Annotated in this window: 16 protein-coding genes; 9 read left to right on the forward strand and 7 right to left on the reverse strand. The window is 69.6% G+C overall.

The features are described from left to right. The 3 genes from BGN98_RS11980 to BGN98_RS11990 form a co-directional block, all read left to right on the forward strand. Positions 1–72, forward strand: a 72-nt coding sequence (locus BGN98_RS11980) for a 30S ribosomal protein bS22 (RefSeq protein WP_288121557.1), incomplete at its 5' end; no start/stop codon positions are given. A gap of 94 nt (positions 73–166) precedes the next feature. Beyond that, complete coding sequence (locus BGN98_RS11985) at positions 167–436, forward strand: glutaredoxin family protein (RefSeq protein ID WP_288121503.1); 270 nt, start codon at positions 167–169, stop codon at positions 434–436. After that, positions 433–735: a Dabb family protein gene (locus BGN98_RS11990; RefSeq protein WP_121189130.1), complete on the forward strand. Its 303-nt coding sequence runs from the start codon at positions 433–435 to the stop codon at positions 733–735. Before BGN98_RS11985 ends, BGN98_RS11990 begins: the two co-directional genes overlap by 4 nt. A 9-nt stretch (positions 736–744) precedes the next feature. On the opposite strand, the gene BGN98_RS11995 is transcribed toward BGN98_RS11990, so the two are convergent. The 7 genes from BGN98_RS11995 to aspS all read right to left on the reverse strand — a co-directional run bounded on the left by BGN98_RS11995 (position 745) and on the right by aspS (position 9299). Continuing rightward, positions 745–2463, reverse strand: a complete 1719-nt coding sequence (locus BGN98_RS11995) for an AMP-binding protein (protein WP_288121504.1) — start codon at positions 2461–2463, stop codon at positions 745–747. 87 nt (positions 2464–2550) lie between these two features. Beyond that, positions 2551–3747, reverse strand: a complete 1197-nt coding sequence (locus BGN98_RS12000; protein WP_288121505.1) for a mechanosensitive ion channel family protein — start codon at positions 3745–3747, stop codon at positions 2551–2553. Between the two features lie 116 nt (positions 3748–3863). Beyond that, on the reverse strand, positions 3864–4967 hold the full coding sequence (locus tag BGN98_RS12005; RefSeq protein ID WP_288121506.1) for an ABC transporter ATP-binding protein: 1104 nt from the start codon (positions 4965–4967) through the stop codon (positions 3864–3866). Next, positions 4964–5758, reverse strand: a complete 795-nt coding sequence (locus BGN98_RS12010; RefSeq protein WP_016464304.1) for an ABC transporter permease — start codon at positions 5756–5758, stop codon at positions 4964–4966. Before BGN98_RS12010 ends, BGN98_RS12005 begins: the two co-directional genes overlap by 4 nt. Further along, positions 5755–6663 (reverse strand): ABC transporter permease, encoded by a 909-nt coding sequence (locus tag BGN98_RS12015; protein ID WP_016464305.1) that lies wholly within the window; start codon positions 6661–6663, stop codon positions 5755–5757. Before BGN98_RS12015 ends, BGN98_RS12010 begins: the two co-directional genes overlap by 4 nt. After that, positions 6660–7790, reverse strand: a complete 1131-nt coding sequence (locus tag BGN98_RS12020; RefSeq protein ID WP_016464306.1) for an ABC transporter substrate-binding protein — start codon at positions 7788–7790, stop codon at positions 6660–6662. Before BGN98_RS12020 ends, BGN98_RS12015 begins: the two co-directional genes overlap by 4 nt. Before the next feature lie 168 nt (positions 7791–7958). Beyond that, complete coding sequence (gene aspS / locus BGN98_RS12025; RefSeq protein WP_288121507.1) at positions 7959–9299, reverse strand: aspartate--tRNA(Asn) ligase; 1341 nt, start codon at positions 9297–9299, stop codon at positions 7959–7961. 77 nt (positions 9300–9376) lie between these two features. Here aspS and BGN98_RS12030 point away from each other — a divergent pair, with 77 nt between their 5' ends. The 6 genes from BGN98_RS12030 (at position 9377) to ccsB (ending at position 14955) form a co-directional block, all read left to right on the forward strand. Beyond that, positions 9377–10033, forward strand: coding sequence for a DedA family protein (locus BGN98_RS12030; protein ID WP_005049797.1), 657 nt, complete (start codon positions 9377–9379; stop codon positions 10031–10033). 69 nt (positions 10034–10102) lie between these two features. Further along, a complete protein-coding gene (locus BGN98_RS12035) occupies positions 10103–10732 on the forward strand; it encodes a histidine phosphatase family protein (protein WP_288121508.1) in 630 nt (209 codons plus the stop codon). Beyond that, positions 10729–11340: a TlpA family protein disulfide reductase gene (locus BGN98_RS12040; protein ID WP_288121509.1), complete on the forward strand. Its 612-nt coding sequence runs from the start codon at positions 10729–10731 to the stop codon at positions 11338–11340. The genes BGN98_RS12035 and BGN98_RS12040 overlap by 4 nt, the downstream gene beginning before the upstream one ends. Beyond that, entirely contained in the window at positions 11337–12089 is a 753-nt protein-coding gene (locus BGN98_RS12045) for a cytochrome c biogenesis CcdA family protein (protein WP_005049801.1), read from the forward strand. The genes BGN98_RS12040 and BGN98_RS12045 overlap by 4 nt, the downstream gene beginning before the upstream one ends. After that, positions 12070–13839, forward strand: a complete 1770-nt coding sequence (gene resB, locus BGN98_RS12050; RefSeq protein ID WP_005049803.1) for a cytochrome c biogenesis protein ResB — start codon at positions 12070–12072, stop codon at positions 13837–13839. The genes BGN98_RS12045 and resB overlap by 20 nt, the downstream gene beginning before the upstream one ends. Before the next feature lie 39 nt (positions 13840–13878). After that, positions 13879–14955: a c-type cytochrome biogenesis protein CcsB gene (gene ccsB / locus BGN98_RS12055; protein ID WP_100226809.1), complete on the forward strand. Its 1077-nt coding sequence runs from the start codon at positions 13879–13881 to the stop codon at positions 14953–14955. Positions 14956–15045 lie beyond the last annotated feature (90 nt).

The raw sequence follows: 15045 nt of genomic DNA on the forward strand, positions 1-15045 counted from the left end.
AAGCGCATGGCGAAGAAGAAGCACCGCAAGCTGCTTCGCAAGACTCGCCACCAGCGCCGCAACAAGAAGTAATTCGTCGCGGCACGCTGCAAACGACACCGAGCGCCTGTCTCCGAGATCATCGATCCGGGACGGGCGCTTCGTGTTCTCCGGCAGAATGGATGCCGTGACCACCCTCACGATCATCTCCAAACCGGCCTGTCACCTGTGCGATGTCGCACGGGAGATCGTGGAGGGCGTGGTCGCTGACCTGCCCGAAGACGCCGTCGACGTCCAGGAGCTGTCGATCACGGATGACCCCGCGCTGTACGCGCAGTGGTGGGAGAAGATCCCCGTCGTCCTGATCGACGATCGCCTGCACGCCCATTGGCGTCTCTCGCCCGAGCGCCTTCGTGCCGCGCTCGCCGCCCCCGACCGAGAGGACACCCCTCGATGACCCTTCGCCACGTCGTCGCCTTCCGCATGGCCGCCGCCGATGCGGCCGACCGTGCCGCGCACGCCGCGGAAGCGGCCCGCAGGCTCAACGCCCTCGCGGGCGTGGTGCCGACGCTGCGGGCGATGAGCGCGGGCGCCAACATCCTCTTCCCCGGCCAGAACTGGGATCTCGTGCTCGTCGCCGACTTCGACGACGTCGCGGGTCTGGACGCGTATCAGGTGCACCCCGCCCACGAGGACGTCGCGGCGTTCATCGGCACGATCCGCGCCGAGCGGGTCGCCGTCGACGTGGAGATCTGAGCCGGCGCCTCAGCGGAAGTCGCGGTCGCTGAACTCGCCGGCGGGCCGTTCGACCGATGCGGCTTCGGCCGCGCGCAACTCGACGCGGCGGATCTTGCCCGAGATCGTCTTCGGGAGCTCCTCCACGAACTCCAGCCGACGCACGCGCTGGTAGGCCGACAGGCGGGTGCGCGCATGCGCGAAGATCTCGCCGGCAGCGGCGCGCGGGTCGCCGGTGGCCGCTGCGCTCAAGCGCACGAAGGCCTTCGGCACCGCGAGGCGAAGCGGATCGGGGCTCGGGACGACGGCGGCCTCGACGACCGCCGGATGCTCCAGCAGCACCGACTCGAGCTCGAACGGCGAGATCTTGTAGTCGGAGGCCTTGAACACGTCATCGCTGCGCCCGACATACGAGAGGTAGCCGTCCTCGTCGCGGGACGCGATGTCGCCGGTGTGGTACAGCCCGTCGTGCAGGGCACGAGCGGTGCGCTCCGGGGCATCGTGATACCCGTCCATGAGCCCCAGGATGGGCGTGGACACGTCGAGGCAGATCTCGCCCTCGCCCACGCCGCGTTGGCCGGTCTCGGGATCGACGAGCACAACGGGGTAGCCGGGCAGAGGCCGTCCCATCGACCCGTCCTTGACCACCTGGCCCGGTGAGTTTCCGATCGCGCACGTCATCTCGGTCTGACCGTATCCGTCGCGGATCGTCGGGCCCCAGGCGGCGCGCACCCGCGAGATCACCTCGGGGTTCAGCGGCTCCCCGGCCCCCAGCAGCTCGCGGGGCGGCTTCGTGAGCAGGCCGAGGTCGGCCTGGATCAGCATCCGCCACACCGTCGGCGGGGCGCAGAAGGTGGTCACCTGGTGGGTGTCCATCACCTGCATGAGCGTGGCGGCGTCGAAGCGATCGTACGTGTAGACGAACACCGTCGCCTCGGCGAGGAAAGGCGCGAAGAAGTTGCTCCAGGCGTGCTTTCCCCAGCCGGGCGAGGAGATGTTCATGTGGACGTCGCCGGGGCGCAGCCCCAGCCACCAGAGTGTCGAGAGGTGGCCCACCGGGTAGGAGACGTGCGTGTGGCGCACGAGCTTCGGGGTGGCGGAGGTGGTGCCGGAGGTGAAGTACAGCAGATTGAGGTCGTCGGCCGGCGTCGGCCCCGACGGGACGAACACCGCCGTGACCGTGTGCGAGCCGTCGAACGAGACCCAGTCCGCCGGCGCACCGGCGCCGACGGCGATGCGCAGGATGCCGGCGGTCGCGGCATCCACCGCGCTCGCCGTTTCGCTCGGGGCGATGACCGCGCGGGCGCCGCTGTGCGCGATGCGGTAGGCGAGATCGTCGGACGAGAGGAGAGTCGTGGTGGGGATGGCGACGGCGCCGAGCTTGGTGAGGCCGAGCATGACCTCCCACAGTTCGATCGTGTTGCCGAGCATCACGATGACGTGATCGCCGCGCTGGAGTCCCTGCTGTGCGAGCCAGACGGCGACGGCGTCGGAGCGGCGGGAGAGCTCGCCGTAGCTCCACGAGCGCGCCGTGAGGTCGGCGTCGACGATCGTGACGGCGGCGCGGTCGGGGTGCTCGCCGGCTACCACGTCGAACCACTCCAGTGCGAAGTTGAAGGCGGACAGCTCCGGCCAGGCGAAGCCGGACACGGCGCCGTCGTAGTCGTCGCGGTGCGCGAGCAGGTGATCGCGTGCGGCGCGCACCTTCTCGGTGGCGTCGGTGGCGGGTCGGATGGGGGAAGTCGTCATGTCATCCGCGTGAGGCACTCGGTCAGGCTACGCCCTGAGCGATCCGTCCGGCGGTATGCGACGCCGGCGACGCGCTGTCGGAACTCGTCAGGCGGGGCGCTCGGAGCCGTCGTCGTCGGCAGCGCCGGAGACGATCGGGATCGCCTGCGTGAACGCGCGGGCGCGCTGTTCCGCCTCGGGGGATCCGGTGAACAGTCCGGTCGAGCCGGTGTCGGGGGCGGTCTCGTGCTGTGCCGATGCGGCCGGCGGGGTCTCGGCATCCTCGATCAGCACACGCTGCACAGGGAGAGCCCCGGGCGTCTCACGGTGCACCCAGTCGACCAGGTGCTCGCGTACGTGGCAGCGCAGGTCGAACAGCGTCGGCGCGTCGATCGCCGTGACCAGCACCCGCACGCGGACGAATCCGTTCGTCGCATCGGTGACCTGCAGAACAGACGCGCGCCGGTCCCACAGCGGGGTCTGCTCGAGAACCCGCGCGAGCTCCTCGCGCATGCGCGCCGGCGACACGCGCCAGTCCAGGTCGAGCTCGACGGAGCCCAGCAGCTCGCTGCCGGTGCGCGTCCAGTTCTGGAACGGCTTGGTGGTGAAGTACGTGCAGGGAAGCACGAGCCGGCGGTCGTCCCAGATGTCGACGACGACGTAGCTGAGCGTGATCTCCCCGATCCGGCCCCACTCTCCCTCCACCACGACGACGTCGTCCACGCGCAGCGCGTCGCTGAAGACGAGCTGCACGCCGGCGAAGATGTTGGCCAGCACCGACTGCGCGGCCAGTCCCGCGACGACCGAGGCGATGCCGGCCGAGGCGAGCACGCTCGCGCCGACGGCGCGGACGGCGGGGAAGGTCAGGAGCATCGCACCGATCGCGATGATGACGATCAACGCGATGGCCAGCCGGCGCAGGATGAGAACCTGGGTCCTGATCCGCCGGGCGACCCGGTTGTTCGGGACGTCGATGCGATAGCGGCCGAGCGCGACGTCGCCGGCGAAGGCGACCAGACCGGCGAGCAGCCAGGCGCTGGCGAGGATCGAGGCGATCGTGAAGAGCTGGCTGACCAGCGGCATCCACGTGGCGTCACCGGGAGCGACCACCGCGACCGCGATCCACAGCGCGAACACCAGGATGAGCACGCGGAACGGCCGGCGGCCGTGCCGGATGAGGCGCGTCGGCCAGTCGGCGCGCCGTGCCATGAGGCGAACGATCAGCGTGATCGCGACGGTGAACAGCAGCGCGGCGACCACCGCGATGGCCACGGCGATGGCGAGTTCGAGCCAGTTGTCCCACATGGAGGTCTCCTTCGGTGGGGGAGCATCCAGGCTAGGCGCGGCGCCGGGGCGCGAGGCAAATCCGGTGCGGACTGTCAGTCGGTCGGTGGATGTCGAGGTCCGCGGGCGTCCGGCACTCAGACCCGCCGCACGGTGACGGGCGCGGGAACCAGTCTCACCCGCACGCGCTGGCCGTACTCCAGCCGCTCCTCGGCGCTATGCTGGGCGTGCACCATGATGCCGTCGGTGGTACGCAGCACCGTCCGCCGGAAGCTGCCCAGGAAAGTGCTCTCCTCGACCTGTGCGCTGACGCCGGCATCGGATGCGGACGACGTGTCGGGTGCCACGCGGACGTTCTCCGGGCGTACGAGCGCCTCGACCGGACCCTCGGCCGGGTCGCCTTGTATGGGTAGGCGCGTGCCCCACACCGTGACGCTGCTACCGGTGGCGAGCCCTGGAAGGGCGCTGGAGAGCCCCACGAAGGCGGCGACGGCGGGCGTCTGCGGGCGCAGATACAGATCTTCCGGCGTTCCGATCTGCTCGATGCGTCCGCTGTCCATGACGGCGATGCGGTCGGATACGGCCAGCGCCTCCTCCTGGTCGTGCGTGACGAAGACCGTCGTGATGCCCAGGCGCAGCTGCAGACGGCGGATCTCATCGCGCAGCTGGACGCGCACCTTGGCATCGAGCGCCGACAGCGGCTCGTCCAGCAGCAGCACGCGCGGCTCGGTGACGAGAGCGCGGGCGAGCGCGACACGCTGTTGCTGGCCGCCGGACAGCTGATGCGGGAAGCGGTCGGCCAGGTTCGCGAGGCCGACGAGCTCGAGCGCTGCGGCGGCCCGCGCCGCCGCAGCGGCGCGGGCGACTCCTCGCCGGCGCAGCCCGAAAGCGGTGTTCTCGAGCACCCGCAGGTGCGGGAACAGCGAGTACGACTGGAACACCATGCCGATGTCACGCTTGTTCGTGGGCACACGCGAGACGTCGCGGCCGCCCAGCATCACCGATCCGCTGTCGGCGGTTTCGAGACCGGCGAGCACACGGAGGGCCGTCGTCTTACCGCATCCCGACGGTCCGAGCAGCGAGACGAACTCTCCGGGAGCGACGTCGAGGTCGACCCCGTGCAGTACGCGTGTCCCACCGAAGCTCTTCACGATGCTCTGCAGCTGCACGCGCGTGCCGGTGCCGGCCCCGGTGAGCAGCAGGTTGTCGGCGGTGCGGGGGAGGGCTCGGTTGATGGTCATGGACGGGCCTTTCGCGTGCCGCGCGCGGCACGGCCGATGAGGAGCAGGAGGGTGAAGGCCAGCACGAGCGCCAGCAGAGTGAAGATCGCGGGGGTATAGGGATCTTGTTTCTGCACGACCACCATGGCGGTCTGGAAGACCTGACGGTTGAGCAGGGAGGCGATGGTGAACTCGCCGAGCACGACGGCGATCGAGATGAGCGACGCCGCCAGGAGCCCCTGTCGCAGGTTGGGCGCGAGCACCCGCACGATCACGGCTGTCCAGCCGGCGCCGAGCGACCGTGCCGCCTCGGCGAGCGTGCGGAGATCGACGGCGTCGATCGACGCCTGGATTGCGCGATAGGCGAAGGGAAGCACGGTGATGCCGTAGGCGAACGCCAGCGTCCACGCGCCGGTACCGAACAGCCGGCCGATCTGCTGATAGATCGGCGCCAGACCCACGACCAGCACGATCGCCGGGATCGAGATGGGCAGCAGGACGGCGAATTCGAACGCCCGCCGCAACCGGGCAAAGCGCAGCGCGACCAGCACCATCGTCGGCGCCAGCAGCAGCAGCACGATGGCCACCGTCACCACGCAGAGCACGAGGGAGTTACCCAGGCCCGTCCACAGCGGCTTGAGGGCGGCGACGGTGTGCGGATCGAATAGGCCCGTCCATCGGCTCCACGAGAGGCTGCCATCCGGCATCCGCAACGTGTAGATCAGGGTCGAGACGAGTGGGATCGCGAAGAACGCTCCGACGACGATGCCGACGATCGCGCGGGTGAGGGGCGAAGGGGTGAGCCGATTCATGCCTGGTACCACCGAGCTGCGCGCCGCTGGACAGCGGAGTAGACGAACATGACGATGCCGACCACGACGATCATCCCGAGGGCCAGCGCGCCGGCGAGGTTCTCGCGCCCGAGCACCGTCTCGCTCGTCAGCGCGCTGCGGATGCGTAGCGGCACGATCTCGGCTCCTTGGCTGGCAAGGGCGGCCGCGGTGGCGTACGACGAGAACGCATTGGCGAACAGCAGCAGCAGGCTCGCGAAGAAGGAGGGCGCCAGCACGGGGATGCCGACATAGCTCCAGAACGCGCGGCGCGAGCCCCCGAGCGTGAGCGTCGCTTCGGCCCACTGCGGACGCAGCGCCGAGAGGGCTGGCATGAACGTGATGACCATGAGCGGGATCTGGAAGTAGATGTACGGCAGGACCAATCCCGGCAGGTCGTACAGCCAGGTGCCGTTGGCGAAGATGTCGATGCCGAACGCGTCGAGCAGAAACAACCTGACGACGCCTTGCAGGCCGATCGTCGCGATGAACGCGAAGGCCAGCATGACGCCGCCGAACTGCGCGAGCACACCGGCCGCGGCATCCACTGCCGAGCGCACGAGGCCTTCGGGATGAAGGCCGAGCATCGCGTAGCAGACCAGTGCGCCCGCGAGTGCGCCGATGACCGCGGTCAGCAGGGACAGGCCCGCCGAGTTGGCGAAGGTCTCGACGATCAATGGATCGCCGAGCGCCGTGATGTTGTCCCAGGTGAACGCGCCGCGGCGATCGAAGAACCCCGAAGCGACCGCGAGTACCGAGGGCAATGCGAGAAACAGCAGCACGTAGGCAGCGAACGGAACCAGGCCCAGCCACGACCACGAACCGCGACGGGCGGGGGTGGATGCGGATGCCGCGGCATCCACCCCCGCCGTGGTGACGACGGTCACTGGACAGCCGTCGCCCACTTCTGACCGAGCAGCGTGCCGGCGGCCTTGGACTGCGCCTCGGTGGGAACCACCGTGTCGGCCGGAGCCTTTGGCAGCGCCGCGGCGAGGGTCGCATCGATGGTGCCGGCCGTGGTCATCGCGGCCATGCGGGCCGGGCGGGCGCCACCCTTGAGCCAGAGGTTCTGCACCTCGTCGCTGTAGAGGAACTCCTGCCACAGGCGGGCTGCCGCGGGGTGGGGAGCCGTCTTGTTGATGGCTTGGTTGTAGTAGCCGGCGTAGCCGGTGCCGTCGAAGACGACGACCTTCCAGTTCGGGTTGTCCTTGCGGTGTGCCGCGTTGAGGTAGTCCCAGTCGAAGACTACGGGTGTTTCGCCGCTGGCCACCGTGGAGGTCGTCACGTCGACCTTCAGCAGGTTGCCGGCCTTCTGCAGCGAGCTGAAGAAGTCGATGCCGGGCTGGAAGTCGTCGAGCGTTCCGCCGGACTGCACGGTGGCCATTCCGACCGCCGCGAAGGCCGCTCCGGCCTGGGTGGGGTCGCCGTTGAGCGCGACCGCGCCCTTATAGGTCGGGCTGAGCAGATCGGTGAGCTTGGTCGGGGCCGGGAACTTGGAGGAGTCGTAGCCGATCGACATGTACCCGCCGTAGTCGCCGACGAACAGGCCGGACGGATCCTTCAGGGTGTCGGGCACGTCGGCCCACGTCTGAACCTTGTAGGGAGCGAAGCGGTCGGTGTTCTGGAGGGTGACCGACAGGCCCAGATCGAACACGTCCGGCGCGGTGTCGAGGCCCTCATTCGTCTTGGCCGCCTGGATCTCTTCGGCGCTCGAGGCGTCGGGCGACTGCTCGTTGACGGTGATATCGGGATAGCGCTGCGAGAACAGCGAGATGATCTCGCCGTAGTTTGCCCAGTCGTGCGGCAGTGCGATCACGTTGAGCTGGCCCTCTGCCTTGGCGGCCTTCTCCAGGTCGGCGAAGGTGCCGAAATCGGCGACGCTCGTCGCGGCGGATGCCGAGGTGCCTCCGCTGGTGGCGGCCTCCGACGTGCCAGCGCACGCACTGAGGGCGAGGGCTGCGACGGCTGCGACGGCCGTGACCGCGATCGTGCGGCGCGCAAGGGTTCGGGACATGCTGTTCCTCTCGGGTCATCCCCGCGGGCACGACGATGCGTGCGGCGCGAGGGGGATGCGAGGAACGTACGGCTGCGCCGTGTCGAGCATTCGGAGCGGCGGTGAACCGCCGGTGACGGAGCGGTGACGTCTTGCGGGTCGCGGGGGGACGTCACCGCGGACTGTCGGTCAGGGGGCGAGGCGCGTCGGCCCGCGGAAGAGGAACGTCACCTCGCGGATCGAGTCCTGGCCGAGCATGAGCATCAGCACGCGCGCGAGGCCCATGCCGAAGCCGCCGTGGGGCGGGATGCCGTAGCGGAAGAAGTCGAGGTAGTGCTCGAGCCCCTCCAGCGACAGGCCCTTCTCGAGCGCCTGTGCTTCGAGCACCTCGATGCGGTGCTCGCGCTGCGCGCCCGTGGTGATCTCGGTGCCCTGGAACAGCAGATCGTAGCTGTTCGTGAGCCCGGTCTCGGGGTTGCGCATGTGGTAGAACGGGCGGATCTCGGGGTGGTAGTCGGTGATGAACACGAACTGGTGCCCGTAGGTCTCCCGCACATGCGCCGAGATCTGACGCTCGCCCTCGGGGTCGAGGTCGCCGTCGGTGCGGGGGATGTCGTAGCCGCGGGCCTTGACGATCTCGCGCGCCTCGGCGAGCGGGATGCGCGGGAAGGGGAGCGCCGGCACGACGACGTCGATGCCGAACAGCTCGGCGATCTCGTCGCCGTGCTTGTCCTTGACGGCCTGGAAGGCGGCCGCGAGGAGTTCTTCCTGCATCGCCGCGACGTCTTCGTACGAGTCGATCCAGCTGATCTCGGCGTCGATCGAGGTGAACTCGGTCGCGTGGCGGCTCGTGAAGCTCGGGTCGGCGCGGAAGACGTCGCCGATCTCGAACACCTTGCCGAAGCCGGCGGCCTGGGCCATCTGCTTGAAGTGCTGCGGGCTCTGCGCGAGGTAGGCCGTCTGGTCGCCGAAATACTCCAGAGCGAACAGCTCGGCGTTGCCCTCGGCGGGAGTCGACATGAGCTTGGGGGAGTGGATCTCGACGTAGTCGCGCTCCACCCAGTAGGTGCGCATCGCGTGCTCGAGCGTCGTCTGGATGCGGAAGACGAGGTTGTTGCGGCGCTGACGCAGGTCGATGAAGCGCCAGTCCATGCGCTTGTCGAGGCCGCTGTCGGCGGCGATCGGCGTCTCGGGCAACGCCGCGGCGGCGATCTCCAGCGTCGCGATCTTGATCTCGACGCCGCCGAGCTTGACGCGCTCGTCGTGCTTGAGCTCGCCGGTGACCGTCAGGAAGGTGCCGGTGGACAGTTCCGAGATCAGCGCGGTGAGCGCGAGAGCCGCGGCATCCTGCTCCGCCCCGTCCGGGTCGGTACGGGTCGCGGGGTTCACGAGCTGGACGGCGCCGGTCTCGTCGCGGAGGATGACGAACTGCACCTTCTTCTGATCGCGGACGGTCTCCACCCATCCGGACACCGAGACGGTGCCGTCTTCGCGGGACTGCAGCTGGCTGACGAGGGTGCGTTCACTCACGAGGCACCAGTCTACGTGGGTGGGGTGTCCCGGCATCCGCCCAGGTTCTCATCGCCCGCCCTCGCTACCGTCGCTGTATGGCGATGGCATCGGACGGCTCCTGGCTCACCACCCTCGTCGACGCCGTCGTCGGCCTCATGAACCTCATCGGCGCTCCCGGCGCGGGGCTGGCGATCGCCCTCGAGAACCTGTTCCCACCGCTTCCCAGCGAGGTCATCCTCCCGATGGCGGGCCTGGCCGCCGCCCGCGGGTCGTTCACGCTGTTCGAGGCGCTGGCGTGGACCACCGCCGGCTCGGTCGTCGGCGCCTTCGCGCTCTACGCCCTGGGCGCGGGGCTCGGCATCGATCGCCTCCGCGCGCTCGTGCGACGGATGCCGCTGCTGAAGGTCGATGACGTCGACCGCACTGTCGCGTGGTTCCAGCGCCACGGGGGCAAAGCCGTGTTCTTCGGACGCATGCTCCCGATCTTCCGGAGTCTCATCTCCATCCCCGCGGGTGTCACCCGCATGCCGCTCTGGCGCTTCGGCCTGTTGACGCTAGCGGGATCGTTCATCTGGAACGCCGTCTTCGTCTTGTCGGGGTATCTGCTGGGCGATCAGTGGCACATCGTCGAGGAGTACGCGGGCGTGCTGCAGTACGCGGTGATCGGCGTGGCCGCCGCGGCGCTGGTCTGGTTCACGGTGAACCGCGTGCGGCAGGCGCGGGGCGTGGCGGCCGACAGCGACCCGGCCTGAACGTCCGCCGCCCGGGACCGTCGTCCGCTCTCAGCCCGGCCACAGATCTGCCCCGCGTAGACTGACGGGGTGCCCGCTGACCGCCTCCACCTCGTGCGCCACGGCGAGGTCCACAACCCGGGGCGGGTGCTGTACGGGCGACTTCCGAACTTCCGGTTGAGTGCCGCGGGGCGCGAGATGGCCCGCAGTGCCGCTGCCTACGTGCAGGGGTCGGGCCGGCCGGTGAGCGCCCTCTACGCCTCGCCGTTGCAGCGCACCCAGGAATCGGCGGAGCCCTTCGCCGAGGCCTTCGCGCTCGACCCGATCATCGATGAGCGCGTCATCGAACCCACCAACGTCTTCGAGGGCAAGCGCATGACACGTGCCGTGCTCAATCCCCTCAACTGGCGACACCTCGCGCGCCCCGAGATCCCCAGCTGGGGCGAGCCGTACGCCGAGGTCGTCGCCCGCATGGATGCCGCGATGAACGAAGCCTGGAACGATGCCGACGGGGGCGACGTCGTCATCGTCTCCCACCAGCTGCCGATCTGGGTCACGCATCTGTCGGTGGCCGGTCAGCCGCTGCGCCACGACCCGCGCAAGCGCCGCTGTGCCCTCTCGAGCATCACCAGTTTCGAGCGCGCCGGCAGCGGCTGGCGCGAAGTCGACTACGCCGAGCCGGCCTCGACGGCTCACGCGGTGGATGTGGGAGCGGTATGAAGCATCGGACGATCGCTCGCGTCGCGGCATCCCTTCTCGCCCTCGCGCTCGGCGCGGGCCTGGCGGGATGCAGCAGCGCGAATGACGACCTCGCCAACCAGTACAAGCAGGGCGACGGCAAGGGTTACATCTCCGGCGACGGCAGCGTGCAGGAGATCGCGCCCGCCGACCGCGGCGGTGCGGTCTCGTTCAGCGGCACCGCGGTCGACGGGGCCACCGTCACCAACGCCGACTACGTCGACAAGGTGCTGGTCCTCAACTTCTGGTACGCCAACTGCGGCCCCTGCCGCGCGGAGGCGCCGACGCTCGAGAGCACCTACCAGGCGGTGCAGCCGGCCGGTGCCGAGTTCCTCGGTGTGAACATCTACGACGGGCCCGAGGGCGCGAAGGCGTTCGACGAGAAGTACGGCATCACCTACCCGTCGCTGCTCGCCAAGGACGACGCCGACCTCAAGCTCGCGTTCGCCTCCTGGACGCCGCTGCAGTCGGTGCCGATCACCCTCGTGCTCGACCGGCAGGGCCGCGTCGCGGCGCGATTCATCGGCCGCGTCGAGAGCGAGTCGATCCTCAAGACGATCATCAACGACGTCGTCGCGGAGACCACGTGAGCGACGTCGTCTTCAGCGGCGCGCTCTGGCTCGCGATCCCCATCGCGATGCTCGCGGGTCTCGTGTCGTTCCTGTCGCCGTGCGTGCTGCCGCTCGTGCCCGGCTACCTCGGGTTCCTCGGCGGTGCCTCCGGGGGAGCCGGCAGCCGCAGCGGTCGTCCGACGCGCACCGGCCGCGGCCGGTTGCTGCTGGGGGTGGTGCTGTTCATCGCCGGGTTCACGGTCGTCTTCGTCGCGATGGGGGTGCTCGCCGGAACCCTCGGCCGCTTCTTCCTCCAGTACGGCGAGGTGCTCACCCGCGTGCTAGGCGTCGTCGTGATCATCATGGGCCTCGTCTTCCTCGGGCTGTTCGGCTTCGCGCAGCGCACGATGAAGCCGCAGGTGCGCAGCGGTCTGGGACTGGTCGGCGCGCCGCTGCTGGGCGTGGCGATGGGCATCGGCTGGGCGCCGTGCATCGGCCCGACCTACGCGGCGATCCTCTCGATCTCCCTCACCCAGGCCGACCCGACCCGCGCGGTGCTGCTCGCCGTCGCGTACTCGCTGGGTCTCGGCATCCCGTTCCTGCTGCTCGCGGTGGGCTTCGGGTGGGCGACCCGCTCGGTGGCGTTCCTGCGTCGCCACATCCGCGTCGTCAACATCATCGGCGGCGTGCTTCTGATCGTGCTCGGGCTGCTCATGGTCACCGGGCTCTGGACCGCGGCGATGTCGCAGCTCACGGGGGTGATCGGCGGTGTCGAACTCCCGCTCTGACGGCACGGGCACCAGCGATCCGCTGCGTCCGGCCGACCACGCGGATGCCGCGACGCCCGCCGCCGCCATCGCCCAGCCGCAGCTGGGCGTGATCGGCTGGCTACGGTGGGGCTGGCGGCAGCTGACGAGCATGCGCACGGCGCTCGTGCTGCTGCTGCTGCTCGCGATCGCGGCGATTCCGGGTTCGATCGTGCCCCAGCGCACCGCCGACCCCAACGGCGTGCTGCAGTACAAGACCGACAACCCGGGCCTGTTCCCGATCCTCGACGGTCTGCAGCTGTTCGACGTGTACTCGTCGGTGTGGTTCTCGGCGATCTACATCCTGCTGTTCATCTCGCTGATCGGCTGCGTGATCCCGCGCACCAAGCACCACTTCAATGCCCTGCGTGCCCGTCCGCCGCGCACGCCCGCGCGCATGTCGCGCTTGGACGACCACGCCGAGGCGGAGCGCATCGTCGCCCCGGGGCAGGATGCCGAGGCGGCCGCCGTCGCCGCGGTCGAGCTCGCTCAGGCCCAGCTGCGCAAGGCCGGCTACCGCGTCGAGCGCTATGACACCGCCGCGACGGCGAAGCGGCCCGCGACGGCATCCGTGTCGGCCGAACGCGGCTACGCCCGTGAGACCGGCAACCTCGTCTTCCACGCTGCGCTCGTCGGCGTGCTCATCTCGGTCGGCGTCGGGGGCGGCCTCACCTATACGGGCCAGACCGTCATCGTCGAGGGCGACAGCTTCGTCAACTCCCTCGGCCTCGGCTACACCTCGTTCAACCCCGGGCGCTTCGTCGACACGAACGCGCTGCCGCCGTATTCGCTGACCCTCGACAGCTTCGACGTGAACTATGTGCCGGTCGGGGAGGCGGGCCAGGGACAGGCCGGCGACTTCGCCGCGAACCTCACCACCCGCGAGCCGGGCCACGACCCGCAGCAGCGGACCGTGCGGGTCAACCACCCCATCGACATGGCCGGCGACCGCGTCTACCTCATGGGCAACGGCTACGCGCCGACCATCACGGTGCGAAACCCCGCGGGCGACGTCGTGCTGCACGAGGACGTCGAGTTCCTGCCGCAGGGCGCGACGATGACCTCGCTCGGCGTCATCAAAATTCCCGACGGGCTGTCGCAGCAGGTCGGTCTCGTCGGGTTCTTCTATCCGACGGCGGCAAAACTGCACTCGGGCGCGTTGACGTCGGCGTACCCGTCGCTGGCGAACCCGCTGCTCACCCTCGACGTGTACACGGGCGACCTCGGCATCGACGACGGCACGCCCCGCAACGTCTACGCGCTGGATGTCAGCGGCATGACGCAGCTGACGGGCCGCAAGATCGACGTCCCCTCGCTCGAGCTGGCGCCGGGGCAGACCGTCGATCTGCCGAACGGTCTCGGCACGATCACGTTCGACGACGCGACCGCCAGCGGGGCCCGCGAGCAGGTCAAGCGCTACGTGTCCCTGTCGATCCACCGCGACGTCGGCGCGCCGTGGGTGCTCGGCTTCGCGATCGTCGCCCTGACGGGGCTGCTCGCGGCGCTGTTCATCCCGCGCCGGCGCATGTGGGTCAAGGCGACGCCCGGCGACGGCGTCGTGCACCTGGAGTACGCGGGCCTCGCGCGCGGGGAGGACCCCGCGATCGCGGTGGCCGTCGCCGACCTCGTCCGCGACCACGGCGCCGCGATGGATGCCGCGGGCACGGCCGGGTCGGCGGGCGAAGCGGTCGCGGCATCCGAGGGTCGGGCTGGCGGCCCCGGCCGGTCGTGACCGGTCCGGCCCACAGCACGCCGACGTAGACTGATGGTCATGCCCGACGGCCTCCCTCTCGACGAAATCTCCCGGCTCCTCGTCTGGACCGCGGTCGCGATCTACGCGCTCGCGTTCATCGCCTACGCGATCGACCTCGGACGCCGCTCCGACATCGCCATTCAGCAGAAGGATGCCGCGAAGCAGCGCGAGCTGGTCGGCGCGGTCGCGGGCATCTCGGCATCCGGGTCGACCGCGCGCGGCGGGTCTCTCGATGAGATGCGGGCCGAGCAGCAGGCGGCCAAGGCGGAGCTGGAGGCGCCGCTGGCTCGTCGCACGCGATACCTGTGGGCGCGCATCGGCACGTCGCTGACGGTGCTCGGCTTCCTCTTCCACGTCGCCGGCGACGTGCTGCGCGGCGTCGCCTCGGGCCGCGTGCCGTGGTCGAACATGTACGAGTTCGCCCTCACCGGCACGATGCTGATCGTCGCCGTCTACCTGGTCGTGCTGTTCAAGTACGACCTGCGCTTCCTCGGCACCTTCATCACCGGGCTCGTCGTCGTGCTGCTGGGCGGCACCGTGATCTGGTTCTACACCGCCGTCGTTCCCCTCTCGGATCCGCTGAAGAGCGTGTGGCTCGTGATCCACGTGTTCGTGGCGTCGCTCGCGACGGCCCTGTTCGCGCTCGCCTTCGCGCTGTCGGTGCTGCAGCTGATGCAGACCCGCCGGGAGCGGCTGGCGATCGCGGCGTTGTCCGCATCGGACGAGGCCGTCGCCGCCGCGCCGCGTCGCCGCGGCCTGCGCTTCCTGCGTACGCTGCCGGCCGGCGACGTCCTGGAGGCGCTGGCCTACCGCTTCACGATCATCGGCTTCATCTTCTGGACCTTCACCCTCATCGCCGGATCGATCTGGGCCAACGACGCGTGGGGACGCTACTGGGGCTTCGACACGAAGGAAGTGTGGACCTTCGTCATCTGGGTGCTCTACGCCGGTTACATCCACGCGCGGGCGACCCGCGGCTGGCGAGGCACCCGTTCGGCGTGGCTGTCAATCGTCGGCTTCGCCGCGGTGATGTTCAACTTCACGATCGTGAACCTCTTCTTCAAAGGCCTGCACGTCTACAGCGGCCTGAACTGAGCCCGCGCCGCCGCCGGCGCGCGCGTTCAGTTGGCGCGCGCGCCGGCATCCGGGGGACTCTTTCCGGCGCCCGCGCCAACTCAACCCTTC

This window comes from Microbacterium sp. 69-7 (assembly GCF_001897985.1).
Classification (GTDB): Bacteria; Actinomycetota; Actinomycetes; order Actinomycetales; family Microbacteriaceae; genus Microbacterium; species Microbacterium laevaniformans.